Raw genomic sequence first — 22,948 nt, 5'->3', positions numbered from 1 at the left:
CAGCGGGAGGTTTCAATGCATACAGAACAACGCCTGCGTTTTCGCGATGCGATGGCCAGCCTGTCGGCGGCGGTTAACGTTGTCACCACCGAGGGCGATGCAGGACGCTGCGGTATCACCGCCACCGCCGTCTGTTCAGTCACGGACACCCCGCCATCGCTGATGGTCTGCATCAATGCCAACAGCGCCATGAACCCGGTTTTCCAGGGTAACGGTAAGCTGTGCGTCAACGTGCTGAACCATGAGCAGGAGATCATGGCCCGCCACTTCGCCGGGATGACCGGCATGGCAATGGACGATCGCTTTGCCCTCTCCTGCTGGCAGAAAGGTCCGCAGGGGCAACCGGTGCTGAAGGGCGCGCTGGCAAGCCTTGAAGGCGAGATTAGCCAGGTGCAAACCATCGGCACCCATCTGGTTTATCTCGTTGAAATTAAAAATATCATTCTGAGCGAAGCGGGACACGGCCTGATCTATTTTAAACGCCGTTTCCACCCCGTCATGATGGAGACTGAAGCCGCAGTGTGACCCCCTCCTGCGCTGGCCATTTCCCGGCCAGCGCCAATTTCCACAAAAATTCCTAAGGTTTCCGCTTAATCACGCCGTTATATAGCCATAAGAGAAATTTTCTGTGTCTGAATACTGACAATACATGTCAGTGCTACCCGCATCATTCAGCGCATACCCTAATATACAGGAAGACCTTATGGCTAAATCGACGCGGAGCCGCTCGGCTGAACGTCTGGTCGATATTCTGGTTGAGTTACATTTAAATGGTGTGGTAAACCGCAGTGCGCTCATGGAAAAATTTAAAATTACCGAGCGCACCGTCTACCGGGATTTAAATGCGCTTTCACCTATTGTGGAACATACCGGTAACGGACTGTATCGCCTGATCCACTCCGCACAATCTCCCGGTGGACAAGGATTACATCACACGATTGCTAACTTCCTGAATGCCGATAGCTTTTTCCCGGAAAGAAATACGGAATTCTGGCAGAAACTTGAAACACGCGTTGACGAAAATCATATTCTTATTCTTGGCAACGAAGCAGAGCACACGGTAGAACGTGATATTCGTCGCTATTTATCGAAAATCGAGAAATCGATTAAGAATCGTAATGTATGCCAGATCGTTTATAAGGGTAAAACCCGCCTGATTAATCCCTATAAACTCATTAACAATAAAAATATATGGTATTTACAAGCCACCGAGAATAGCCGGCTAAAATCCTTCTCGTTGAGTCAGATTAGCTGGTTTGATATTCAACAAAAAACCTTCACGCCGGAAGAAAATGCGCTCGGGCTGCTGGAAAAAAGCCTTGATCCGTGGGTGTCGGAAGACACTTTCGAAGTGAAAATATTCATTAAAGATACTATTTCACATTACTTTATGCGCCGCGACCTGCTGCCGGAACAAGAGCTTGTCGGTGAGCAGCACAACGGCGTCACGCTGCGCTGTCAGGCGGCACACGAGAACCAGATCCTGCCGCTGCTGTTCTACTGGCTGCCGAACATTCAAATCCTGGAGCCCAACTGGCTAAAAGAGAAGCTGCTTAAAACGCTGGAAAATTATCTGGTGGTAGAGCGCACAGCAGATAACCACGTGATCTCAATCACATAATTTCTCCCGGCGGCGGCGAGACGGAACCACTCGCCGCCCTCTTTGACCGCTCACCTGGCCCTTTCAACCGCTCATTCATTTACCTGTCTTTACACGCGCGTGGTTCTGGCACGATCGCTCCAGCATTAATCAATACCTCCTCATAACGAACCCTGACCCTTTTTCATTACATAAAAAACCAGGTCTTACTATGGATACGAAAAAACTACTGAAGCACGTGCCCTGGGCGTTACTCGGGATCCTCGGCGCTTTTTGTCTGGCGGTTGTCGCACTACGCCGGGGCGAACACGTAAGCGCCCTGTGGATCGTCGTTGCGTCTGTCTCCGTCTATCTTGTTGCTTATCGCTACTACAGCTTATACATCGCGCAGAAGGTCATGAAACTCGACCCGACGCGTGCCACTCCGGCGGTCATTAATAATGACGGTCTCAACTACGTGCCCACCAACCGCTACGTGTTGTTTGGTCACCACTTTGCCGCTATCGCCGGTGCGGGTCCGCTGGTCGGCCCGGTTCTGGCCGCGCAGATGGGCTACCTGCCTGGTACCCTGTGGCTGCTCGCGGGCGTAGTGCTGGCCGGGGCGGTGCAGGACTTTATGGTGCTGTTTATCTCTTCTCGCCGTAACGGCGCCTCTCTGGGTGAGATGGTGAAAGAGGAGATGGGCCGCGTGCCGGGGACCATCGCGCTGTTCGGCTGCTTCCTGATTATGATCATCATCCTCGCGGTGCTGGCGTTAATCGTGGTGAAAGCGCTGGCCGAAAGTCCGTGGGGGGTCTTCACCGTCTGCTCTACCGTGCCGATTGCGCTATTCATGGGTATCTACATGCGCTTTATCCGCCCGGGTCGCGTGGGTGAAGTGTCGGTGATTGGTATTGTGCTGCTGGTTGCATCCATCTACTTCGGTGGCGTGATTGCGCACGACCCGTACTGGGGCCCGGCGCTGACCTTCAAGGACACCACCATCACCTTCGCGTTGATTGGGTATGCGTTTGTCTCCGCTCTGCTGCCGGTCTGGCTGATCCTGGCACCGCGTGACTACCTGGCGACCTTCCTGAAAATCGGCGTTATCGTTGGTCTGGCGATCGGCATCCTGGTGATTAACCCGGATCTGAAAATGCCGGCAGTGACCCAGTACATCGACGGTACCGGTCCTCTGTGGAAAGGTGCGCTGTTCCCGTTCCTGTTTATCACCATCGCCTGCGGTGCGGTCTCTGGCTTCCACGCCCTGATTGCTTCCGGTACCACACCGAAGCTGCTGGCTAACGAAAAAGACGCGCGTCTGATTGGCTACGGCGCAATGCTGATGGAGTCTTTCGTGGCGATCATGGCGCTGGTTGCCGCGTCCATCATCGAACCGGGTCTCTACTTCGCGATGAACACCCCTCCGGCAGGCCTGGGCATTACCATGCCAAACCTGCATGAGATGGGCGGTGATAACGCGGCGCTGATCATGGCGCAGCTGAAAGATGCGAGCGCACATGCTGCCGCAACCGTCAGCTCCTGGGGCTTCGTGATTTCGCCTGAGCAGATCATGCAGACCGCGAAAGACATTGGCGAACCCTCAGTCCTGAACCGCGCCGGTGGCGCACCGACGCTGGCAGTGGGTATCGCACACGTGTTCCACAAAGTGCTGCCGTGGGCGGACATGGGCTTCTGGTACCACTTCGGTATTCTCTTTGAAGCGCTGTTCATCCTCACCGCGCTGGACGCCGGTACCCGTGCGGGACGCTTTATGCTGCAGGACCTGCTGGGTAACTTCGTGCCGTTCCTGAAGAAAACCGACTCTCTGGTGGCGGGTATTCTGGGAACCGCGGGCTGCGTGGGTCTGTGGGGCTACCTGCTGTATCAGGGCGTTGTCGACCCGCTGGGCGGCGTGAAGAGCCTGTGGCCGCTGTTCGGTATCTCTAACCAGATGCTGGCCGCTGTCGCCCTGGTTCTTGGCACCGTTGTACTGGTGAAGATGAAACGCACCAAATACATCTGGGTCACCGTGATCCCTGCGCTGTGGCTGCTGCTCTGCACCACCTGGGCGCTTGGTCTGAAACTGTTCAGCGCCAACCCGCAGCTGGAAGGCTTCTTCTTCATGGCTAACCAGTACAAAGAGAAAATTGCCGCAGGCGGCGCGGACCTCACTGCGCAGCAGATTGCCAACATGAACCACATCGTGGTGAACAACTACACCAACGCAGGTTTGAGTATTCTGTTCCTGGTGGTGGTGTACAGCATCATCTTCTACGGCATCAAAACCTGGCTGAACGTGCGTAACGCCGAGGGTCGTACGGATAAAGAAACCCCGTATGTCCCGGTACCGGAAGGCGGCGTGAAGACCTCTTCACACCACTAATCCGCCCTCGCATCCCTCTCCCTGCGGGAGAGGGTTAGGGTGAAGGGAAACTACGCCCGGCAGCCCCTGCCGGGCTTTTTCTATCTGGAAGGCACAATGTTTGGTAACTTAGGCGAAGCGAAAAAATACCTCGGTCAGGCGGCGAAAATGCTGATTGGCATTCCGGACTATGACAACTACGTTGAGCATATGAAGACCAACCATCCGGATAAACCGTACATGACCTATACCGAATTCTTCCGCGAGCGTCAGGAAGCGCGCTACGGCGGGAGTGGAGAAGGCGGCGTACGCTGCTGCTAAAGGAGAGACCATGACCCCGATTGCCGTCACCCTGCTGACCGGTTTCCTTGGCGCCGGTAAAACCACCCTGCTGCGCCACATTCTGAACGCGCAGCACGGCTTCAAAATCGCCGTGATCGAAAACGAATTCGGCGAAGTCTCGGTCGACGATCAGCTGATTGGCGATCGCGCCACGCAGATCAAAACCCTGACTAACGGCTGCATCTGCTGCACCCGCTCGAATGAATTAGAAGACGCCCTGCTGGATCTGCTCGACAGCCGCGATCGCGGTGAAATCGATTTTGACCGCCTGGTGATTGAATGCACCGGTATGGCCGACCCCGGCCCGATTATTCAGACCTTTTTCGCCCATGAGATCCTCTGCCAGCGCTACTTGCTGGACGGCGTCATTGCGCTGGTCGATGCGGTTCATGCCGACGAACAGATGAACCAGTTCACCCTCGCCCAGTCGCAGGTGGGCTACGCCGATCGCATCCTGCTGACCAAAACCGACGTGGCGGGCGACAGCGAAAAACTGCGCGAGCGCCTGACGCGTATCAACTCGCGGGCGCCGATTTACATCGCGACGCACGGTGATATCGACCTCTCGCAGCTGTTCAACACCAACGGCTTTATGCTGGAAGAGCATGTCACCTCAACGCCGCGCTTCCACTTTATGGCAGATAAGCAAAACGACGTCTCGTCGATTGTGGTCGAGCTGGATTACCCGGTGGATATCAGCGACGTCTCCCGCGTCATGGAAAACCTGCTGCTCTCTTTTGCCGACAGGCTGTTGCGCTACAAAGGGATGCTGTGGATTGATGGCGAACCGAACCGCCTGCTGTTCCAGGGCGTACAGCGGCTGTACAGCGCGGACTGGGACAGACCGTGGGGAGATGAAACACCGCGAAGCGTCATGGTGTTTATTGGGCTACAGCTGCCGGAAGACGAGATCCAGACAGCGTTTGCAGCACTGCGCAAATAACCGTACGAACGCAGCCCTCTCCGCAATTGAGGAGAGGGCTGTGAGATTATTTCAGCGCGTCGGGCAGCGTCACAATCCACAGTTCGCTTTCTGACGCCGGCTTCGCCAGCGGCTTCACGGCGAGGGTGGTCGCAACCGGTTTATCATCAATCGTGAGCGCGCCTTGCGAATTCACCCGATAGTCCTTGAGCTTCTTGCCCTCGACCGGATTTTCCATCGCCACCTTCACGCCAAAGTCGTTATCGTTCGCGACCGCCAGCGTGTTGTTGTCAATCAGCGCTAACCCTTCGGCCTTTTCCTGCTGCCAGCCAAGCGCGCGCAAATCCACGACCTGGGTTTTAGCCGCCAGCGTAATGCCGCGCTGGGCCAGCGTCTTCTCGTCATCAAACTCCGGATATTCGCCCGGCTTATCGAAGCGTGTCAGATCGCTCGCCTTGCTGAGGTCCACCTTGTAGATGAGGTTGCGCATGCCATCGTTTTTATCGCTGCCCTGCTCAATCAGCAGCAGCTGCTGGTTATCAAGCGCCACAATATCGCCAATTTTGGCGTCACTGTTTTTGCTGTAGGCCGCGCTGTCGATGGGATAACCGTACATCGCGGTTTTCCCGGTCGCCGGGTCGAAGCTCACCAGGCGGGTAAACAGCGCCTGTTTTTTGCTTTTACCGTCGATATCCAGCGTGCTTTGCACCGCGGCAATGATACGCCCGTCCGGCATACGGGTCAGGCCTTCAAAGCCCCGGTTTGGTTGACGCCATTTAATAATATTCGGCAAGCCGCCCGCGATGGATTTCTCGCCTTCCGCCGCCTGCGGACCGTGAATCGCCAGGATCTTGCCTTTACTGTCGACGTTAATCAGGAACGGACCGTACTCGTCGCACAGCCAGTAACCGCCTTTACCGTCCGGCGTGATACCTTCCGTATCCAGCCCGCGATTGTCGCCCTTCAGCACCTTTAACGTGTCACTGAACGCCACTTCATTGGTCGAGCCAATCACGCCGCTTTGCAGCGGCAGACCGTTGATCTCGCCTTTATCGTCATGCAGAGGGCGCGCATCGACGGCCTCCGCTTTGCCATTTTGTACGCGAATCGTCATCAGCAGCGGAGCGAAATCGGGCGTGACAAAGATTTTGGCTTCGTCTTTCCCCACTTTCGGCGAATCCGCATTCGGACCGCGATCGGTCACGGTCACAAACGTCAGGGTATCGCCCTGTTTACCGGTAAACAGCAGGCCAGAGCCGATCCCGACCGGGAGCCCCTTCGGGAACGCACCGGCAAACGCGCCGCTGTAGCTCACGCGCGTGCCTTCGGGGAAGCTGACAACATAGTGTTCAGCCGTGGGCTGCGCCGCCAGGCCAGAGAAAGAGAGCGCACAACCGATAAGCACAGGAATAATTTTTCTTTTCATATTGTTAGTATCCAGAAAGTGAAGCCAACAACGTAAAGAACAAACGTGTCAGGAAAATGACACCGCAGAGATACGCGGACAGGCAATTGCAGGCGCATGAACCGCCAGAAATGTAAAACTAAACCACAAAGTGTAAAATTTGAAATGTTTCTGGAAATTATTAGAAAGCCAATTAATTCATGTCAAACGGTTATCCTCTGTCTCGTTCAGTGTCTATTTAGTCAAAAAACTAAACCTGTCCTAAACGTCCAGGTAATACATATTGACCCGGCGATAACTAAACATGAAAGCAACATTTCAAAAGCCAGCCATTAACAAAAACAGCATAAAAACACGACCTTAATCACATTTGCAGTCATAAACTTCGCTTGTTAAGGTGGCCTCAGATGAAATTAATGACGAGGCACAAAACATGAAAAAACTGAATGTTCTTCTTCTTTCTGCTCTGACCGTCCTGTCGGGTTCCGCACTGGCTATGGGCGGCACGATTGAGCAAGGTAAAAACTTTACTAATCTTAATCTGGAAATGGGTAAATCCTCATCCGGTGTGTACCTTGAAAGCAACTGGCTCAAAAACACCGATGACGGCACGCAAACAGGTGGCGTTGGCGCCGGTTACAACCTGGAAGTGGGCCCGGTGATGCTGAATGCCGGCGCTAAAGCAATCTACCTTGGCCCGAAAAAAGGCGATAACGGCGTGGCATTCCCCATCGGTGGCGGTATTAACGTTGCGCTGACCGACAGCATCCACGTGTTTGGCGAAGGGTATGCCGCACCAGAAGGTCTGAACAACAGCGTGAAAAACTACGTGGAAGCCAACGGCGGTGTGAGCTGGACGCCAATCACGCCTGTGACGCTGAAAGTGGGTTATCGTCACGTAAGCGTTGACGGCAAAGACGGTCGCCCTGGCCACACGCTGATCGACGGCGCATATGTAGGCGGTGGAGTCACCTTCTGATGAAACACCGCATTACCGCGCTTTGCGTTCTGAGCATCACGCTTCTGCTCACCGGTTGCGTCCAGTATAAATGGGTGAAACCGGGAGTCAGTGACGCTGAGATGAATAAAAAGCTCACGGAATGCGAAGCACAGGCCCTGATTGATCTGCCCCCGGACAATGTTGTGACCGGTTCGAGCTCGGAAAAAATGGACAAATCGAAAAAGAAAAAGGATATTTCCACGAGCTACACGGTTGAAGACGCGAATGAATATCGCCGGGATACCTTAGTCGACAGCTGCATGTTCAAAAGCGGCTGGGACAAGATTGAAGTGCAATAACCCAAAAAAAACCTGCCGGATGGCAGGTTTTTTATTCGCGGAGTTACTTACGCACCACCACCAGCTTCTGGTTCACAAACTCTTTGATCCCCAGGTCCGACAGTTCGCGTCCGTAACCGGATCGCTTCACGCCGCCAAACGGCAGCTCTGGGGCGGTATCGGTGAGCCAGTTGATATACACCATGCCGGTCTCAATACGCGACGCCATTTTCTTCGCCCGCTCGATATCCTTGCTGAACACCGCGCCGCCCAGACCATAGTGGGAATCGTTCGCCAGTGCGACCGCTTCGTCATCATTTTTCACCACATAGATCTGCGCCACCGGGCCGAAGAACTCCTCAAAGTAGGCCGGGTTGTCGCGCGAGATATGCGTCAGGATCGTCGGCTCAAAGAAGCACCCGTCACGCTGCACCGGTTTGCCACCGTAATGCAGCGTCGCGCCGTTTTTCACCGCCTCGTTGACCTGTGTGGTCAACGTGTCCAGCGCATCCTGAGAGGACAGCGGCCCCAGGGTGGTGCTCTCGTCCAGCGGATCGCCAATCTTCACCTGCTTAAATGCCTCGGTGAATTTCGCGAGGAAGGCATCCGCAATCTTCTCATGCAGGATGAAACGCTTCGCCGCCGTACAGACCTGGCCGGCGTTATTGAGTCGGGCATTCACGCCCGTCTTCACGGCCTTCTCCAGATCGGCATCATCCAGCACCACAAAGACGTCATTACCGCCCAACTCCAGGGTCGATTTTTTGATGTGCTTCGCCGCCTGCGCCGCGACCACGCTACCCGCTTTTTCGGAACCGGTCAGCGCGGCACCCTGTACACGATCGTCGGCGATGATGTTCGCCACCTGATCCGACGAAATAAACAGGTTGGTCCACGCCCCTTCCGGTGCACCGGCCTCGCGTACCAGATGTGCAAACGTCTCTGCACAGTGCGGCACGATGCTGGCGTGTTTGGCGATCACCGGGTTACCGGCCGCCAGGTTCGGGGCGAGGACACGCATCAGCTGGTAATAAGGGAAGTTCCACGGCTCAACGGCCATCAGCACGCCAATAGGGTGGTGCTCGACCCACGCTTCCCCGAGTTCGGAGTCGTACTTCACCGGGGCGAGGAACCGTTGGGCATTATCCGCGTAGTAGCGGGCGATTTGCGCGCACAGTTTCACTTCACCGCGGCTCTGTTCAATGAGCTTACCCATCTCTTTGCTGGCAATTTTGGCCAGATCCTCCGTACGTTCGTCGATGAGGTCCGCAAGTTTACGCAGTACCGGCAGGCGCTGGTTAATGTCGCCTTTTGCCCAGTCCGAATGGTAAAGCGCATCGGCCGCCTTCAGCGCCGCTTCAACATCCGCGTCGGTATGGGAGGGATATTCTTTGATGAGCTGGTTTGTGGCAGGATTTACTGTCTGGTAAGCCATGTCGAATCTCCTTGTTTTACCGCTTAGGGTATTAAGGGTAGACAATATGACTGGCGATGGACGTAAAGTTGGGTATATCCGGAAGGTTCTTAGCGTGGTACTGCAACATGTCGCGCGGGCATGGTATAAAAAACTTTCCTGACAGGAGTCCCCCATGACCGAGACCCGACACATCCGCCAGACCTTTCATCGCGCCTGCGGCCACGAGCTGCGCAGCACGTGGCAGAGCACCCAGGCGTATAAACGTCATTGTCACCCACAGCTCTCTATTGGCGCGATCCTGGAAGGCCAGACGTGCTGCACAGTCCATGACAGGGAGTATATCCTGACCCCTGGCGACATCATCGTCATCCCGGCGCATGCGCCCCACAGCTGCAACCCGGTGGCGGGGCAGCCACGCAGCTATCATATGCTGTATATCGACACTGACCTTTCGCTGGCACTGCAGGCCATTCGCGACCAAACGCTGTTTAATCATTATCTTGACGTGGTTGAGAACATGACCGCGGCCTCCCTGAACGCACTGCTTTGCGCCCTTCCTCCCTCTACAGGCCCTACAGATAAGCCCCATTCACTGAGTCAGCAGGTGCAAGAGGCGTTTCTGTCGAACCTCACCGCTCCGCCTTCCCTTGACGACCTTGCCCGGCGGTTTTCACTGCGCAAAGAGACATTAATTCGCACCTTTAAACAGGACACCGGCCTGACGCCAGGACGCTTTCTCAACATCTCTCGCGTGGAATACGCCAAAGCGCGACTGCGTGCGGGAGATGATCTCGCCGATGTCGGTTACCAGAGCGGGTTTGCCGACCAGAGCCATTTCCATAAAACCTTCGTCAGCTACACGGCCGCCACGCCTCGCCAGTACGCGACGGGCCGATCAATATCAGACAATAATCAGGATACGTAACGCCGTAAGGTGATCTCCGTTTTTGCTCTGGAGGTCACGATGGAACTGTTCTTCCCTTCCGCTTTTCTCGCCCTGGCGCTGGCGCATTTTGTAGCCCTGTTAAGCCCCGGTCCGGATTTCTTTTTGCTGGTCGGTTACGCCGCACGTTACCGGCTGCGCGGCAGTGCCGGGTTGTGCCTCGGTATCGCCGCGGGTAACGCGCTCTATATTGTGCTGGTGATTATCGGCTGGAGCGCCCTGCGCACGTTTTCGTGGCTGTTTACCCTTATCGAATTATCCGGCGCGATCTACCTGCTCTGGATTGGATCGCGGCTGGCGCGCAGCCGCCCACAGACGCTTGCGCTCAATGAGACTCATCAGCGGTGCCCCTCATTGCGTAAGCAAATCCTGCTGGGGCTCGGTTCGGCACTGTTAAACCCGAAGAATGCACTTTTTTATCTGGCGCTCATGACGGCGCTGTTAGGGCCGGATGTCACGCTGCTTCAGCAGTCAACCTGCGGTGTCTGGATGGTAATGGTGGTGCTGGTCTGGGATTTAGCGCTGGTGTCGCTGATGGGCTTGCCCGTGGTTCAGCGGACGCTCAGCCGTGCACTCTGGCTGATTGAGCGAACCGCTGGCGTGGTGCTGATGGCGTTTGGTGGGTGGGTCGTGTGGCGTTTTTTGCATTTTCTTCCCGCCTCCCTCTATTCTTAAGCCATGGAAAAAATAGCTGAACTTAAACGCGCCAAGCTGCTGGCGCTGTCGCTGCTGCTGATTGCCGCCGCGGCGTTTATCACCACCCTGTTCCTGCCGCAAACCTTCTGGGTGCGCGGCGTAAAGGCCATTGCCGAGGCGGCGATGGTCGGCGCACTGGCGGACTGGTTTGCCGTCGTCGCGCTGTTTCGCCGGGTGCCTATCCCGTTTATCTCACGCCATACGGCGATCATTCCGCGCAACAAAGACCGCATTGGCGACAATCTGGGTCAGTTCGTGCAGGAAAAGTTTCTCGATACCCAGTCGCTGGTGGCATTGATCCGCCGCTATGAACCGGCACAGATGATTGGCACCTGGTTCAGCCAGCCCGACAACGCCCGGCGCGTCGGGCTGCATCTGATTCAGGTAATGAGCGGTTTTCTTGAACTGACCGACGACGGACGCATTCAGCGGCTGCTCAAACGGGCGGTGCACAAAGCCATCGACAAGGTCGACTTCACCGAAACCAGCGCGGTGATGCTGGAGAGCATGACCCGGAACAATCGCCATCAGGTGCTGCTGGACGCCATCATCAACCGCCTGATCGCGCTTATCCAGCGTGACAGCACGCGGGACTTTATCGCCGACCAGATTGTGCACTGGCTTAAGACCGAGCATCCGCGCAAGGCCATGGTGCTGCCTACCGAGTGGCTCGGCGATCAGAGTGCGGAGATGGTGTCGAATGCGGTGAATACGCTGCTGGATGATATCAGCCACGACCGCACGCACCAGATCCGCCAGGCGTTTGACCGCGCCACGCTGAAGTTTATCGACAACCTGAAAAACGATCCGGAAATGGCCGCCAAAGCCGATAACATCAAGCACTACCTGAAGAACGACGAGGCGTTTAACCGTTATCTGGGCGAGATGTGGGCCGACCTGCGTCAGTGGCTGAAAGCGGATATGCAAAGCGAGGACTCGCGCGTCAGGCAGCGCATCGCCAACGCCGGACTGTGGTTTGGCGAAACGCTGTCGAACGATGCCAGCCTGCAGGCATCGCTGAACGAGCATCTGGAGCAGGCGGCGCACCGCGTGGCACCGGATTTTGCCGCGTTCCTCACGCGGCATATCAGCGACACGGTCAAGAGCTGGGATGCCAAAGATATGTCGCGCCAGATTGAGCTTAACATCGGCAAAGACCTGCAGTTCATCCGTGTGAACGGCACGCTGGTGGGCGGGACGATTGGCCTGATCCTGTTTTTACTCTCGCAATTGCCTGCCGTGCTCGCGCATTAATTCGCCTCAGGCGGCGCGATCACATAGCGCGTAGGGGCAAAGCGATTGAGGATCATATGCACCAGGAAGACCATTGTCAGGGTCGCCACCAGCGCAAAGGTCACCGAGGTTATGCGATAGAGATCGCTGAACACCAGGTCGCTGTCCGGGTGCATGTTCTGCCCGAACATAATGCCGATGGTGGTGATGCTGGAAAACCCGACCCCGGCGCCGACCTTCTCCATCACGTGCAGCCGCGCGCCAAATGCCAGCCCAAGGCCGATAAGCGGCATCATCAGCAGCATATGGCTGCTGTGATCGTAAAGGATAAGCTGGACGACCAGAATGTAGAGGCAGCCCAGCACCACGCCGACCACGCGCCAGAGGGAACTCATCACCGCGCCGCGATAGTGCATGGGAAACAGAATCAACACCCCGGCCATCAGCGCGGACAGTGAGTCGCTCAGGTCGCTTATCTGGAAGATGACGAAAATCAGGGTGGCAACGGTCCCGGAAAGCAGCGACTCGTGGCGCACACGGGCGTCATCTTTTTCAATCAGCGGCGGCGGCTTGCGCGGCTCCACGTCCGGCAGCAGGTAATTCATCAGCGCGCTCAGGCACACCGCCATAACGCTCGCTTCGATATTGGAAAACAGCAACGTATGCCAGTCGGTGGTGGGATAGCTCATAAAGTTGAGCATCACGCTCTGGCAGACCACGCCCATCGAACCAAACAGAAACAGCGGTCCCTTACTCATAAAGCGAAAACGCATGACGTACAGGGCGAACACGACTAACGTCATGATCACCGGCCATTGCGACAGATAGCCGATGATAATCACCATTTCAACGCAGTTAAGTGAGGCGCTAAAGATAAATTGCTTCGCCACGTGGCGGTTAAAGACCGGTACCAGCGACAGCAGCATGATGGGGTAGACCACGAAAAACACGCCGTAGTGAGTGTTGTAAAAACTCGAAATGCTCAGCGCAATCATGCCGGCAAAGACGATGCGCAGGGTCTGGCGAAAGTCGTTTGCCGTATAGACGATGTTGCCGTGCGGGGTAAACACCCGCGCCAGAGTGTTAATAGACATAGTGCAGCAGGCTCACCAGGTGGATCTGCATCCCGGAGAAGAAGCGCGCAAACGGCCCTTCGCTGTTATAGAGCTGCACGGTGGCACGCGCACCGGTCGGAAGCTGCTTCGGCAGCGCCTCGTCCAGCGCCACGTGGATTCGCATACGCTGGGCATCACGAACCCACCGGTTGGAGGTTTCTGGCTCGGACAGCTCGCCGTTCACCGCTTCCTGTCCGGCGAGGATCCCCGCATCGCTGCTGGTCACATGCGCACGGAAGACGTGTCCCGGGAAGGCGTCAAACACCACGGCGGCATCGGTTCCCTGATGGGTATGGCGCAGGCTCTTCTCGCGGAAGTCGGCCACGATATCGGCCTGATTATTCACCAGCGCCAGCGCGGCCGAGCCGGAGGAGGCGTAATAGCCGGGGCTGAGCTGCAGGTTACTGACCGTGCCGTCCGCCTGGGCGTAAACCTTCGTCCAGCCAAGATTCAGTTCCGCTTCATCCAGCGCGTTGCGGTATTTCTGCAGGGTGACGTTGCGGTGTTCTTCCCGCTCACCGCGCTGAATGCGCAGGTTACGGATGTTCGCCTGCAGCGAACTGACGGACTGCTCGCTGCTCTGCCAGGTGGTCCGGACTTTATCCAGATCCGCCTGCGACACGTTCTGCAGCGTGCTGAGTTTCTGATAACGATCGTAGGTCACCTTGTCGTTACGCGCGGTCAGCACGGCGGTTTTCAGGCTGGCCTGTGCGGCTGCGATCTGCGCATCCAGCTGTTCGTTAGAAAGACGTGCCTGCTCCAGCGCGATTTGCGCTGCTTCCACTTTATTGCGAAACGGCGTGTCATCCAGCTCAAACAGCAGGTCGCCTCGCTTCACCTGGCTGTTGTTGTGTACATGGACAGCCGCCACGTAGCCGGAAACGCGCGGAGAAACCGGTGTCACCACGCGCATGACGGTGGAGTCCGGCGTCAGCGGGATCCAGATGTCCGCGACGACAAAGTAGACAAACATCAGCAGGAAAGAGGCAATACTTACCCTTACCCAGCGGGCAAACTTTTGTTCAGGAGTCATTATTTTTCGGTCTTGTTATCTTCTTCGCGGATTTTCCGCAAATTGCAGGCGATTTGATTCAATGTGGCGCTGAAAATATCGAGATGCTCCGGCGCGATGTTTTGCGATACGCGCGCCTGAAATGTCTCGATCACCCGGGAGAGCGTCCTGAGTACGGCGTTCCCCGCCGGCGTCAGCGTGAGTAGCCGGATACGCTTGTCATAAGGCGATACAGTGCGTAACAGGTAACCCTGTTTTTCCAGCTGTGTCAGCGTGCGCATCAGCGGCGGCAGTTCAATACCCTGCACCTCCGCCAGTTCACTCACCGAGACGTTATCCCCAAGCTGTTGAAGCTGCATCATCACCGTCCAGCTCGACTGAGTTAACCCGGTCTCGAGAATGGCGTCGTCAATCACGGCGCGCCACTGACGCACGATCATGGCCATCCGCATCCCCATCGGTCTGCGGCTAAACAGTTCTTCTTCACGCATGGGATATCCTCTCGTAACACGCGGTCAAGATAATAGTTACCAGGATAAGTATCAAGAAACGAGAGACAAAAGAGCAGGAATTGCGAAAGACGAATGCCCTCTCCCGGTGGGAAAGGGCATCAGACCGCCGAGACTTTAGCGGCTAAAACGTTTTTTAATGGCAACGTTTCCCGACGCGGTGACCACCACGTCCCGATATCCCGCCACCCGCTGGATCCAGCCGTTGCTGTCCAGGTACGCGAGGAGCGCCGCGCCCGCCTCGCCCCCAAGATGAAACCGCCGCTCGCTCCAGTCAAGACAGGCACAGCAGGCCTTACGGCGCGGATTGGCGCTTAATGAAATACCGAGCGTCAGGAACTGTTCGCGTCCATACACGGTCAGGGCTGACCCGTCCGTCTCCAGCCAGCCCTGCGCCTGCATAAAATCATAGATTTGAACGGCCACCGTCCCTGCCAGATGGTCGTAACAGGTGCGGGCTTCACGCAGGGCTTTCGGGGCGGTGGTTTCCGGCGGGGTGATGCGGCTCCACGACAGCCCCATCATCTGCTCGACCAGTTCCGCCACGTCGTGTCCTGCCAGGCGGTAATAGCGATGCCGCCCCTGTGACAGACAGGTAATCAGCTTTCCGTCCAGCAGACGGGTCAGGTGCCCGCTGGCAGTGGAGGGGGCGATATCCGCCGCCGCGCTCAGCTCGGTGGCGGTCCACGCCCGGCCATCCATCAGCGCACAGAGCATTTTCACACGCGACGGATCCGCCATGGCGGCGGCCACTGCCGCCATAGCCTGTTCCAGCAGCGCGCTGTTGTCAGGGGGTAAACGGGTCTTAAGCATTGACTGCCCATGGTCTGGTGATCTCTGCCGCCAGCTTATCATTATCCGTCAGCAGAATGAGGTGATTCGCATGGTCGCTGTACTGGATCAGTACAGACACACCGTGAGCCGCTAACGCCGCGGCAATCTCGCCCAGCTCACCGGGGCGCGCCTGCTGCAGTTTTCTGATCAGCGGTTTACGGACTGATCGGACGTTAAACCCGCCCTCAAGCAGCACACGACGGGCTTTTTCGCCCTCTTCCACCAGGAAATGGGCTTCGGTACCAAACACGCCGCCGCCCTCCAGCCCCACACCATTACACCCCAACAGCTGGCCAAATCGCGCCAGTTCCCCTGGCGTATCGTCGAAAATCACATGGACGTCATACATCCGCATGCCCTCCGGTTTCTGAGGCGTATTCCCGCACCACCTGCGCCACCCGAATGCGGTAGTAGGTAAAGATGGCCTCCCGCCCCTCCCTCTGCGCCGCCTGATGAAAGACGTTCTGCTTCCAGCGGCGGACCGCTTCTTCGTCCCGCCACCAGGAGAGGGAGAGAATTTTGCCGTCGGTGGTCAGGCTCTGGAAACGCTCGATATCAATAAACCCGTCGATATCCGCCAGCAAGGGTTTGAGTTCGGCTGCGAGCTGCAGGTAACGCGCCTGGTGGGCAGGCGCGGCCTGGGCTTCGAAAAGGACTGCAATCATGGTTGTCTCTCCGTTGTGAGGGTGCGGAGAGCATGCAGGAAAGAAAATGCGGATGCTTCGGTGAAGGGCGAAGTATTGTCGCCCTCTTACCGGGAGGGCGACAAACGGTTATCCCAGAATCGACTTCGGCTCCATAAACGCGCGGATCCCCCACTCGCCCATCTCACGCCCCACGCCGGAGTGCCTGAACCCGCCAAACGGCGCTTTAGGCTCATGGGCCAGCGTGTTCACCAGCACGCGGCCCGCGACAATCTGCTGCGCCACGCGACGCGCACGTTCGACATCCCTGCCCAGCACCATCGCACTCAGGCCATACTCGGTGTCGTTGGCAATGGCGACGGCTTCGGCCTCGTCCTGATAAGCGATCACACACAGTACCGGGCCGAAGATCTCTTCCCGGGCAATCGCCATCTGGTTAGTGACGTCAGCAAACAGCGTCGGGCGCACAAACCAGCCGTCCTGCGTGCCTTCCGGACGCCCTTCGCCCCCCACCAGCAGGTTTGCCCCTTCGTCGAGACCTTTACGGATATAGCCCTGCACCCGCAGCCACTGTTTTTCGCTGACCATCGGGCCAATTTCTGTCGCGTTATCGCGCGGATCGCCGGATTTCACCGCCGCGACGGCCTGCGCCAGTGCAGTTTCGATTTCCGCCTTACGCGACTGCGGTACCAGAATGCGCGTTCCGGCCACGCACGCCTGCCCGCTGTTCATAAACCCGGCCTGCACCACCAGCGGGATAGCCTGCGCCAAATCGACATCATCGAGCAGGATCGTCGGCGATTTACCGCCTAACTCCAGCGTCACCCGCTTAACACTCTGCGCCGCGTTGCGCAGTATCGCTTTGCCGGTAACGGTCGAACCGGTAAACGAAATTTTCGCCACGTCCGGATGGCGGCTGAGGGTCTCACCGACCGTATCGCCCCGTCCGGTGACAATGTTAAACACGCCCGGCGGTAACCCGGCATCGCGCAGCGCCTCGGTGACAATGCGGGTTTGCAATGCGCTCATCTCGCTCGGTTTAATCACCGCCGTGCAGCCCGCCGCGAGCGCAGCCGCCAGTTTGCCGCAGATAAACCCCGCGTCGCTGTTCCACGGGGTAATAAGCCCGGCGACACCAAGCGGCGTCATCTGCACCGTTGCCGCCCCCGCCGTGGTCACAAACTCAAAGGCTTCCAGCGCCTCGATGGCCTGGGCAATGACATCTGCCGGGTAGCGGGCCATCCACGCCGAGCGCGAGGCTGGCGCGCCGTACTCTTCAATCACCGCGTCCAGCAGCGCATCATGACGGGCGGCCACGGCGGCATGCATGCGTTTCAGCGCGGCAATGCGTTCCTGTCGGGGGGTTTGCGACCATGCCGGAAATGCCGCTTTCGCGGCCGCGATGGCATGCTCAGCGTCTACCTCATCGGCCAGGCGAACCTGGCCGATCACCCGCGCCGTCGCCGGATTGTATAAATCAAAACGTTCGGTGCCGTGCGGGGTAACAAATTCGCCGTTGATAAAGATCTGTTCGATGTTGTGCATATAAACCTCCTCAGGCTGTATGGACACAGTCTGGCACGGCTTCTCCGTTGCGATAATCCACGCTATGCTGCAAAGGTTGTTTCGATTTTCAGGATAATCTATGCATCGTTCGGGTCTGACAGAGCTGGAAGTGGTCATGGCGGTGGTGCGGCGCGGCAGTTTTCGCGGGGCGGCACAGGAGCTGGGCATGTCCGCCACGGCGGTAAGTAACGCTATCGCCGGGCTGGAGAGTCGCCTGGAGACGCGCCTGTTTAACCGCACCACCCGCAGCGTGGCGCTTACCGACGCCGGGCAGCGCTACGTGGCGCGTATCGGCCCGGCACTGGAGGCGATACGCCAGGCCAGCGAAGAGATCCACAGTGATACCGGCGAACCTGCCGGCACCCTGCGCTTAAACGTACCGAACCATATCGGTGCGCTCTTTCTGGATCAATTGCTGATCGACTTTATGATCCGCTACCCGAAAATGCGCGTCGAGACGCTAAGCGAAGCACGAATGATCGACATCGTCGCAGAAGGTTACGACGCCGGGATCCGTCTTGAAGAATCCGTGCCACAGGACATGATCGCCGTGCCGCTGACCGGTGAGATCCGCCAGCTTGTCACCGCCACGCCGGATTACTTTGCCCGCCACGGCACGCCGCACACGCCGGAGGATCTGCTCTTACATCAGGGGATCGGTATGCGCATGGCGCACGGTGGGATCTACCGCTGGGAGCTGGCGCGTCACGGGGAACAGTACGCCCTGGCGGTACCGCCGCGCTTTGCCACGTCCGATCTCTTCACCTCGATCCGGGCCGTGAAGGCGGGATTAGGGATAGGGTTTTTACCGGAACTGTATATCCGGGAAGAGCTTGAAAGCGGGGAACTGGTGAGCGTGTTAAACGACTGGACGCAGCCGTTTGCCGGGCTGCGCTTGTACTATCCGGGGCATCGCCACGTCCCGCCAGGGTTACGGGCGCTGGTGGCGATGATCCGTGAGCGCGGGGTTATTCGAGGTTAGCTTTATTCAGCCCGTAAGCCGCGTCCAGCGAGCCCGGCTCCATGCGGGACGTGATCCCCAGACGGTTCCAGGCGTTGATCGCCACAATGGCAAAGTTCAGCTCTGAAATCTCCACGTCCGAGAAGTGCTCCGCCACGCTGCGGTAGAGCGCATCGCTCACGCCATGCACGCTAATTTGCGTCAGCGCTTCGGCGAAGGCCAGCGCCGCTTTCTCACGGGCGCTGAACAGCGGGGACTCGCGCCATGCCGCCAGATGGTACAGGCGCAGCTCGCGTTCTCCGGCGATTTTGGCCTCTTTCGAGTGCATATCCAGGCAGAAGGTACAGCCGTTCAGCTGTGAGACACGAATGTCGATCAGGTGCTTCAGCGCCGGGTCGAGAGAGGTTTTCGCCACTTCCATGCTCAGGTTGGACAGCGCGTTGGCGAGGGCAGGTGTGATCTTATGGTGGTTTACGCGGGTGCTCATTGTCTTTCCTCTTTTTTGTGCGGCATATGTCATGCGATGAGGACAATCTACGCGGATAATGACATAGTAAAAAGATACAAAAACCGTCAAACGAGGTAGGACATGAAACCGGGCTATCACGCTATTTATACCCGCTATCGCGACAACATCACGCGTGGCGTGCTAAAGCCTGGCGACAAAGTCCCCGCCATTCGCGTGCTGGCGGAAGAGCTGAAGGTGGCGCGCAAAACCGTTGAAACCGCTTACGCCATCCTGACGGGCGAAGGGTATCTGGTAAGCCGGGGGGCACGCGGCACGCGGGTCAATCCGGACCTGTTACTGCCCGCGCAGCACGCCCCTGCGGAGCAGACCACCGGCACACTTCCGGCCTCGCTGATCGGCCAGCGCGAACGGGCAGGTTTTCTGCGCCCCGGCATTCCCTCCCTCGACAGCTTTCCCTATAAAAAATGGCTGCTGCTTTCAGGCCAGGCGACGCGCGCCATGCGCCAGGAAGAGATGCTGAATCCGCCCGTGCTGGGCTGGTATCCGCTGCGCCAGGCGATTGCCAGCTATCTTAATATTTCACGCGGGCTCGCCTGCACCGCCGAGCAGGTGCTGATCACCAGCGGCTACAGCGGTAGCCTGCGCCTGATCCTCGATACGCTGGCCAGCCGCAGCGACAAGGTGGTGTTTGAAGATCCGGGCTACTTTATGGGCCAGCAGTTACTCAAGCGGATCGTACCGCGCCTGCACACCGTGCCGGTCGATCGCGCCGGGATCGATACGGAATACCTGCTGCGCCACCATCGCGATGCCCGCTTCGCCATCGTCACCCCGTCGCACCAGAGCCCGCTGGCGGTCACCCTCTCTCTGCCGCGTAAACAACAACTTCTCGACTGGGCGAGTCAGAACGAGGCCTGGATTATTGAGGATGACTACGACGGGGAATTTCACTACACCCGCAAGGTGCTGCCGTCGCTAAAAAGCCTCGACCGGCACGACCGGGTCATTTTTATGGGCACCTTCAGCAAAACCATTATGCCGTCGCTGCGCATGGGCTACGTGGTGATGCCCGCCAGCACCCTCGGGGCGTTTACCGACTGCGCGGACATCGTTACCAGCGGCCAGCCGGTGCTGACGCAAAAGATCCTCACCGCCTTTCTCAACGAAGGCCATTTTTTCCGGCATCTTAAGAAGATGCGGGCCCTGTATCAGACCCGGCGGGAGTGGATGATTAAGGCTTTACAGGAGGTGTATGGCGACCTGTTTTTCACCGAGCAAAACGACGGTGGGATGCACATCGTGGCATTCCTTTCGAAGGGGAGTTGTGACCGGGAAATCGCGCACTGCTGGCAAGCGCAGCAGCTACAGGTTAACGCGCTCTCGGAGTGGTATCGCGGCTCCGGCAAGCGGTACGGCCTGGTGATGGGCTATAACAACGTGCGCACGTATCAGGAGGCGGTGGCACTACTTGAAAGGCCAAAACAAGAAACGCTGGAATTACTACTCTGAAATCAGATAGCTATCCACGCTATAAAAGAACGTGATAAAGATACAATCTTGAGCCTTTTTTATATTTCTAAGGAAAAGAAAATGAAAGCCATTCTGGGATTTGACTACTTATTAACGCCACGCGTGCTGGTCTTCTTCTACTGGATCGTCATGCTGGTGATTTTGATTGCCGGCGTGTATTCCATGTTTACCGATCATCTGATCACCGGATTTATCGGGATGATTTTCAGCCTGATCGGCTGTCGCGTGACGTTCGAACTGATCATGGTTGCGTTTAAGAATAACGAATATCTGCGCCGCATCGCTGAAAACACCGCGGTGAAATCACTCGAATAATCTCTCCGTTGCGCCGGGTAGGGGTTTCTCCTTACCCGGCCAGCGCCGACCCTGCCCGCTTACACATCATAGCGCGACAACCCGACATCCTTAAGCTGCTCGTCACTCATCTTGCTCAGGATGCGACGTGTGCGGTGAATACGGTACCAATTGCGTAGCGTTTTGCCGATCCAGACAAAAACAACAAACGGACGTTTTGAACGGTTCTCGTAAAATTCCATGATGCTCTCCTCACTGTGCCAGTAGCGTTATCATCGTGGAATTCAGGTCGTACAATACAGATTCAAAAACATCTTTTGTTTAACATACAGATCCGCTAAAAGTGTATCTGCATGCCGTTTTTTGCGGCAATCTGTACTGGTTTTACAATCTGTATGGCGAAAACAAAGGATACAGCATGACGCGCTACCAACATCTCGCCAACCTTCTGGCGGAACGCATTCAACAAGGGCTGTATCGCAGCGGTGAACGTCTGCCGTCGGTGCGCGCGCTGAGCCAGGAGCATGGCGTTAGCATCAGCACCATACAGCAGGCCTACCAGATCCTCGAAAATCTGCAGCTGATCACGCCTCAGCCACGCTCCGGCTATTTTGTCTCGCAACGTAAGGCCATGCCGCCCGTACCGGCAATGACGCGTCCGGTGCAGCGTCCGGTAGACGTCACCCAGTGGGATGAAGTGATGATGCTGCTGGATGCCCGTGCCGACAAAGAGATGATCTCCTTTGGCGGCGGCTCGCCGGACGTCAATCAACCGAGCCTGAAACCGCTGTGGCGCGAAATGAGCCGCATCGCGCAGCACAATCCGGGCGAGATGCTGAGCTATGACGTGCTCGACGGTCGGCTCGAGCTGCGCGAGCAGATCGCACGGCTGATGCTGGACGGCGGCTCTACCGTGGCCGCGAATGAGATTGTCATCACCAATGGCTGCCACGGCGCGCTGTCGATTGCCCTGCTCTCGATATGCAAACCGGGCGATATTGTGGCCGTGGAATCCCCGTCGTTTCACGGCACCATGCAGATGCTGCGCGGGTTCAACATCAAAGCCATCGAAATTCCCACCGATCCCGAAACCGGGATCAGCATTGAAGCGTTAGAGCTGGCGCTGGAGCAGTGGCCCATTAAAGCGGTGATCCTGGTGCCCAACTGCAATAACCCGCTGGGTTTTATCATGCCGGAAGCGCGGAAGAAGCAGGTGCTGGCTCTCGCCCAGCGGCACGATATCGTGATCGTGGAGGATGATATTTACGGCGAGCTGGCGGCGGAATACCCGCGCCCGCGCACCATTCACTCCATGGACATTGATGGCCGCGTGCTCCTGTGCAGCTCGTTTACCAAGACCGTGGCCCCGGGCCTGCGCGTCGGCTGGATTGTGCCGGGGCGCTATTACGACCGGGTGATGCACATGAAATACGCCGCAGGCGGCTTTAACGTGCCGGGAACGCAGATGGCGGTGGCGGCGTTTATTCGCGACGGCCATTATCATCGTCACGTTCGCCGTATGCGCCAGATTTATCAGCAGAATATGGAAACCTATACCTGCTGGGTGCGGCAGTACTTCCCGGCGGAGATCTGCGTGACGCGCCCGCAGGGCAGTTTTTTGCTGTGGGTGGAGTTACCGGAAAACGTCGACATGGTGTGCGTCAGCAAGCAGCTGTGCCGGCTGAAGATCCAGGCGGCAGCCGGGTCGCTGTTCTCTGCGTCCGGCAAGTACCGCAACTGCCTGCGGATCAACGTTGCGTTACCGCCAACGGAGAAGCATCGCGAGGCGCTGAAGAAGATGGGTGAGGCAATTATGATTGCGATGGAGGCGTAG

The 22,948-nt window shown here is 57.3% G+C and carries 25 protein-coding genes; 14 read left to right on the top strand and 11 right to left on the bottom strand.

Features of this window, described 5'->3' with window-relative positions; translation table 11 throughout:
• The first annotated feature begins 15 nt into the window (after positions 1–15).
• From JTA15_RS20405 to yjiA, 5 genes are all read left to right on the top strand, one after another.
• Entirely contained in the window at positions 16–525 is a 510-nt protein-coding gene (locus JTA15_RS20405; RefSeq protein WP_014168481.1) for a 4-hydroxyphenylacetate 3-monooxygenase reductase subunit, read from the top strand.
• Between the two features lie 178 nt (positions 526–703).
• On the top strand, positions 704–1,621 hold the full coding sequence (locus tag JTA15_RS20400; protein ID WP_193163358.1) for a YafY family protein: 918 nt from the start codon (positions 704–706) through the stop codon (positions 1,619–1,621).
• A gap of 190 nt (positions 1,622–1,811) precedes the next feature.
• Positions 1,812–3,965, top strand: coding sequence for a carbon starvation CstA family protein (locus JTA15_RS20395; protein ID WP_020885314.1), 2,154 nt, complete (start codon positions 1,812–1,814; stop codon positions 3,963–3,965).
• 96 nt (positions 3,966–4,061) lie between these two features.
• On the top strand, positions 4,062–4,265 hold the full coding sequence (locus tag JTA15_RS20390; protein ID WP_003856610.1) for a YbdD/YjiX family protein: 204 nt from the start codon (positions 4,062–4,064) through the stop codon (positions 4,263–4,265).
• Between the two features lie 10 nt (positions 4,266–4,275).
• Positions 4,276–5,229, top strand: a complete 954-nt coding sequence (gene yjiA, locus JTA15_RS20385) for a GTPase (protein ID WP_047356937.1) — start codon at positions 4,276–4,278, stop codon at positions 5,227–5,229.
• A 46-nt stretch (positions 5,230–5,275) separates the two neighbouring features.
• Here the strand turns inward: yjiA and JTA15_RS20380 are convergent, their stop codons facing one another.
• Complete coding sequence (locus tag JTA15_RS20380) at positions 5,276–6,634, bottom strand: esterase-like activity of phytase family protein (protein WP_219372658.1); 1,359 nt, start codon at positions 6,632–6,634, stop codon at positions 5,276–5,278.
• 412 nt (positions 6,635–7,046) lie between these two features.
• Between JTA15_RS20380 and JTA15_RS20375 the strand changes: the two genes are divergently transcribed.
• On the top strand, positions 7,047–7,592 hold the full coding sequence (locus JTA15_RS20375) for a YfaZ family outer membrane protein (protein WP_014168475.1): 546 nt from the start codon (positions 7,047–7,049) through the stop codon (positions 7,590–7,592).
• Positions 7,592–7,912: a hypothetical protein gene (locus JTA15_RS20370; RefSeq protein ID WP_020885318.1), complete on the top strand. Its 321-nt coding sequence runs from the start codon at positions 7,592–7,594 to the stop codon at positions 7,910–7,912. The genes JTA15_RS20375 and JTA15_RS20370 overlap by 1 nt, the downstream gene beginning before the upstream one ends.
• A gap of 43 nt (positions 7,913–7,955) precedes the next feature.
• Here JTA15_RS20370 and JTA15_RS20365 read toward each other — a convergent pair whose 3' ends face one another.
• Positions 7,956–9,326 carry an NAD-dependent succinate-semialdehyde dehydrogenase gene (locus tag JTA15_RS20365; RefSeq protein ID WP_219372657.1) on the bottom strand — a complete coding sequence of 457 codons (1,371 nt, stop codon included), beginning with the start codon at positions 9,324–9,326 and terminating at the stop codon, positions 7,956–7,958.
• Positions 9,327–9,480: 154 nt separating this feature from the next.
• On the opposite strand from JTA15_RS20365, the gene JTA15_RS20360 reads away from it, so the two are divergent.
• Genes JTA15_RS20360 through JTA15_RS20350 form a run of 3 tightly spaced genes read left to right on the top strand, consistent with a single transcriptional unit; the run spans position 9,481 to position 12,201 of the window.
• Positions 9,481–10,233: an AraC family transcriptional regulator gene (locus JTA15_RS20360; RefSeq protein WP_219372656.1), complete on the top strand. Its 753-nt coding sequence runs from the start codon at positions 9,481–9,483 to the stop codon at positions 10,231–10,233.
• A 39-nt stretch (positions 10,234–10,272) separates the two neighbouring features.
• Positions 10,273–10,926, top strand: coding sequence for a LysE family translocator (locus tag JTA15_RS20355; protein WP_219372655.1), 654 nt, complete (start codon positions 10,273–10,275; stop codon positions 10,924–10,926).
• A gap of 3 nt (positions 10,927–10,929) precedes the next feature.
• Positions 10,930–12,201: a DUF445 domain-containing protein gene (locus tag JTA15_RS20350; protein ID WP_014168469.1), complete on the top strand. Its 1,272-nt coding sequence runs from the start codon at positions 10,930–10,932 to the stop codon at positions 12,199–12,201.
• Here the strand turns inward: JTA15_RS20350 and JTA15_RS20345 are convergent.
• The 7 genes from JTA15_RS20345 to JTA15_RS20315 all read right to left on the bottom strand — a co-directional run bounded on the left by JTA15_RS20345 (position 12,198) and on the right by JTA15_RS20315 (position 17,839).
• The gene (locus JTA15_RS20345) at positions 12,198–13,274 is read right to left on the bottom strand and encodes a DUF2955 domain-containing protein (protein ID WP_025205646.1); all 1,077 of its coding nucleotides are present in this window, start codon (positions 13,272–13,274) and stop codon (positions 12,198–12,200) included. The two genes, JTA15_RS20350 and JTA15_RS20345, sit on opposite strands and share 4 nt — an antisense overlap.
• Positions 13,264–14,331, bottom strand: coding sequence for an HlyD family secretion protein (locus tag JTA15_RS20340; protein WP_086533213.1), 1,068 nt, complete (start codon positions 14,329–14,331; stop codon positions 13,264–13,266). Before JTA15_RS20340 ends, JTA15_RS20345 begins: the two co-directional genes overlap by 11 nt.
• Positions 14,328–14,798: a MarR family winged helix-turn-helix transcriptional regulator gene (locus JTA15_RS20335; RefSeq protein ID WP_121339948.1), complete on the bottom strand. Its 471-nt coding sequence runs from the start codon at positions 14,796–14,798 to the stop codon at positions 14,328–14,330. Before JTA15_RS20335 ends, JTA15_RS20340 begins: the two co-directional genes overlap by 4 nt.
• A 135-nt stretch (positions 14,799–14,933) precedes the next feature.
• Entirely contained in the window at positions 14,934–15,629 is a 696-nt protein-coding gene (locus tag JTA15_RS20330) for a helix-turn-helix transcriptional regulator (RefSeq protein WP_138613217.1), read from the bottom strand.
• Positions 15,622–15,999 (bottom strand): amino acid-binding protein, encoded by a 378-nt coding sequence (locus JTA15_RS20325; RefSeq protein ID WP_113656619.1) that lies wholly within the window; start codon positions 15,997–15,999, stop codon positions 15,622–15,624. Before JTA15_RS20325 ends, JTA15_RS20330 begins: the two co-directional genes overlap by 8 nt.
• On the bottom strand, positions 15,992–16,315 hold the full coding sequence (locus tag JTA15_RS20320; protein WP_014168463.1) for an antibiotic biosynthesis monooxygenase: 324 nt from the start codon (positions 16,313–16,315) through the stop codon (positions 15,992–15,994). The genes JTA15_RS20325 and JTA15_RS20320 overlap by 8 nt, the downstream gene beginning before the upstream one ends.
• Before the next feature lie 108 nt (positions 16,316–16,423).
• On the bottom strand, positions 16,424–17,839 hold the full coding sequence (locus tag JTA15_RS20315; protein WP_032681732.1) for an aldehyde dehydrogenase family protein: 1,416 nt from the start codon (positions 17,837–17,839) through the stop codon (positions 16,424–16,426).
• Positions 17,840–17,939: 100 nt separating this feature from the next.
• On the opposite strand from JTA15_RS20315, the gene JTA15_RS20310 reads away from it, so the two are divergent.
• Complete coding sequence (locus JTA15_RS20310) at positions 17,940–18,842, top strand: LysR family transcriptional regulator (RefSeq protein WP_219372654.1); 903 nt, start codon at positions 17,940–17,942, stop codon at positions 18,840–18,842.
• Here the strand turns inward: JTA15_RS20310 and JTA15_RS20305 are convergent.
• On the bottom strand, positions 18,829–19,308 hold the full coding sequence (locus JTA15_RS20305) for a carboxymuconolactone decarboxylase family protein (protein ID WP_020885328.1): 480 nt from the start codon (positions 19,306–19,308) through the stop codon (positions 18,829–18,831). The genes JTA15_RS20310 and JTA15_RS20305 overlap by 14 nt on opposite strands.
• A 102-nt stretch (positions 19,309–19,410) precedes the next feature.
• On the opposite strand from JTA15_RS20305, the gene JTA15_RS20300 reads away from it, so the two are divergent.
• Both JTA15_RS20300 and JTA15_RS20295 read left to right on the top strand, forming a co-directional pair.
• Positions 19,411–20,799 (top strand): PLP-dependent aminotransferase family protein, encoded by a 1,389-nt coding sequence (locus JTA15_RS20300; protein ID WP_219372653.1) that lies wholly within the window; start codon positions 19,411–19,413, stop codon positions 20,797–20,799.
• An 81-nt stretch (positions 20,800–20,880) separates the two neighbouring features.
• Positions 20,881–21,135, top strand: coding sequence for a DUF4282 domain-containing protein (locus JTA15_RS20295; protein WP_059306415.1), 255 nt, complete (start codon positions 20,881–20,883; stop codon positions 21,133–21,135).
• A 59-nt stretch (positions 21,136–21,194) separates the two neighbouring features.
• Here JTA15_RS20295 and JTA15_RS20290 read toward each other — a convergent pair whose 3' ends face one another.
• Positions 21,195–21,356 (bottom strand): DUF1127 domain-containing protein, encoded by a 162-nt coding sequence (locus JTA15_RS20290; protein WP_032681737.1) that lies wholly within the window; start codon positions 21,354–21,356, stop codon positions 21,195–21,197.
• 176 nt (positions 21,357–21,532) lie between these two features.
• Here JTA15_RS20290 and JTA15_RS20285 point away from each other — a divergent pair, with 176 nt between their 5' ends.
• On the top strand, positions 21,533–22,948 hold the full coding sequence (locus JTA15_RS20285; protein WP_219372652.1) for a PLP-dependent aminotransferase family protein: 1,416 nt from the start codon (positions 21,533–21,535) through the stop codon (positions 22,946–22,948).

This window comes from Enterobacter sp. BIDMC 29, assembly GCF_019378755.1.
In the GTDB taxonomy this organism is placed as follows: Bacteria; Pseudomonadota; Gammaproteobacteria; order Enterobacterales; family Enterobacteriaceae; genus Enterobacter; species Enterobacter ludwigii.
The sequence above is the reverse complement of the archived record's forward strand: the minus strand, read 5'-3'. Positions and strand labels throughout refer to the sequence as shown.

Coding starts and splice junctions, on each gene's coding strand:
- JTA15_RS20360 (WP_219372656.1), top strand. CDS start 9,481: ATGACCGAGACCCGACACATCCGCCAGACCTTTCATCGCGCCTGCGGC.
- JTA15_RS20320 (WP_014168463.1), bottom strand. CDS start 16,315: ATGATTGCAGTCCTTTTCGAAGCCCAGGCCGCGCCTGCCCACCAGGCG.
- JTA15_RS20325 (WP_113656619.1), bottom strand. CDS start 15,999: ATGTATGACGTCCATGTGATTTTCGACGATACGCCAGGGGAACTGGCG.
- JTA15_RS20395 (WP_020885314.1), top strand. CDS start 1,812: ATGGATACGAAAAAACTACTGAAGCACGTGCCCTGGGCGTTACTCGGG.
- JTA15_RS20345 (WP_025205646.1), bottom strand. CDS start 13,274: ATGTCTATTAACACTCTGGCGCGGGTGTTTACCCCGCACGGCAACATC.
- JTA15_RS20355 (WP_219372655.1), top strand. CDS start 10,273: ATGGAACTGTTCTTCCCTTCCGCTTTTCTCGCCCTGGCGCTGGCGCAT.
- JTA15_RS20350 (WP_014168469.1), top strand. CDS start 10,930: ATGGAAAAAATAGCTGAACTTAAACGCGCCAAGCTGCTGGCGCTGTCG.
- JTA15_RS20300 (WP_219372653.1), top strand. CDS start 19,411: ATGAAACCGGGCTATCACGCTATTTATACCCGCTATCGCGACAACATC.
- JTA15_RS20330 (WP_138613217.1), bottom strand. CDS start 15,629: ATGCTTAAGACCCGTTTACCCCCTGACAACAGCGCGCTGCTGGAACAG.
- JTA15_RS20380 (WP_219372658.1), bottom strand. CDS start 6,634: ATGAAAAGAAAAATTATTCCTGTGCTTATCGGTTGTGCGCTCTCTTTC.
- JTA15_RS20400 (WP_193163358.1), top strand. CDS start 704: ATGGCTAAATCGACGCGGAGCCGCTCGGCTGAACGTCTGGTCGATATT.
- yjiA (WP_047356937.1), top strand. CDS start 4,276: ATGACCCCGATTGCCGTCACCCTGCTGACCGGTTTCCTTGGCGCCGGT.
- JTA15_RS20295 (WP_059306415.1), top strand. CDS start 20,881: ATGAAAGCCATTCTGGGATTTGACTACTTATTAACGCCACGCGTGCTG.
- JTA15_RS20290 (WP_032681737.1), bottom strand. CDS start 21,356: ATGGAATTTTACGAGAACCGTTCAAAACGTCCGTTTGTTGTTTTTGTC.
- JTA15_RS20365 (WP_219372657.1), bottom strand. CDS start 9,326: ATGGCTTACCAGACAGTAAATCCTGCCACAAACCAGCTCATCAAAGAA.
- JTA15_RS20335 (WP_121339948.1), bottom strand. CDS start 14,798: ATGCGTGAAGAAGAACTGTTTAGCCGCAGACCGATGGGGATGCGGATG.
- JTA15_RS20405 (WP_014168481.1), top strand. CDS start 16: ATGCATACAGAACAACGCCTGCGTTTTCGCGATGCGATGGCCAGCCTG.
- JTA15_RS20315 (WP_032681732.1), bottom strand. CDS start 17,839: ATGCACAACATCGAACAGATCTTTATCAACGGCGAATTTGTTACCCCG.
- JTA15_RS20390 (WP_003856610.1), top strand. CDS start 4,062: ATGTTTGGTAACTTAGGCGAAGCGAAAAAATACCTCGGTCAGGCGGCG.
- JTA15_RS20285 (WP_219372652.1), top strand. CDS start 21,533: ATGACGCGCTACCAACATCTCGCCAACCTTCTGGCGGAACGCATTCAA.
- JTA15_RS20375 (WP_014168475.1), top strand. CDS start 7,047: ATGAAAAAACTGAATGTTCTTCTTCTTTCTGCTCTGACCGTCCTGTCG.
- JTA15_RS20310 (WP_219372654.1), top strand. CDS start 17,940: ATGCATCGTTCGGGTCTGACAGAGCTGGAAGTGGTCATGGCGGTGGTG.
- JTA15_RS20305 (WP_020885328.1), bottom strand. CDS start 19,308: ATGAGCACCCGCGTAAACCACCATAAGATCACACCTGCCCTCGCCAAC.
- JTA15_RS20370 (WP_020885318.1), top strand. CDS start 7,592: ATGAAACACCGCATTACCGCGCTTTGCGTTCTGAGCATCACGCTTCTG.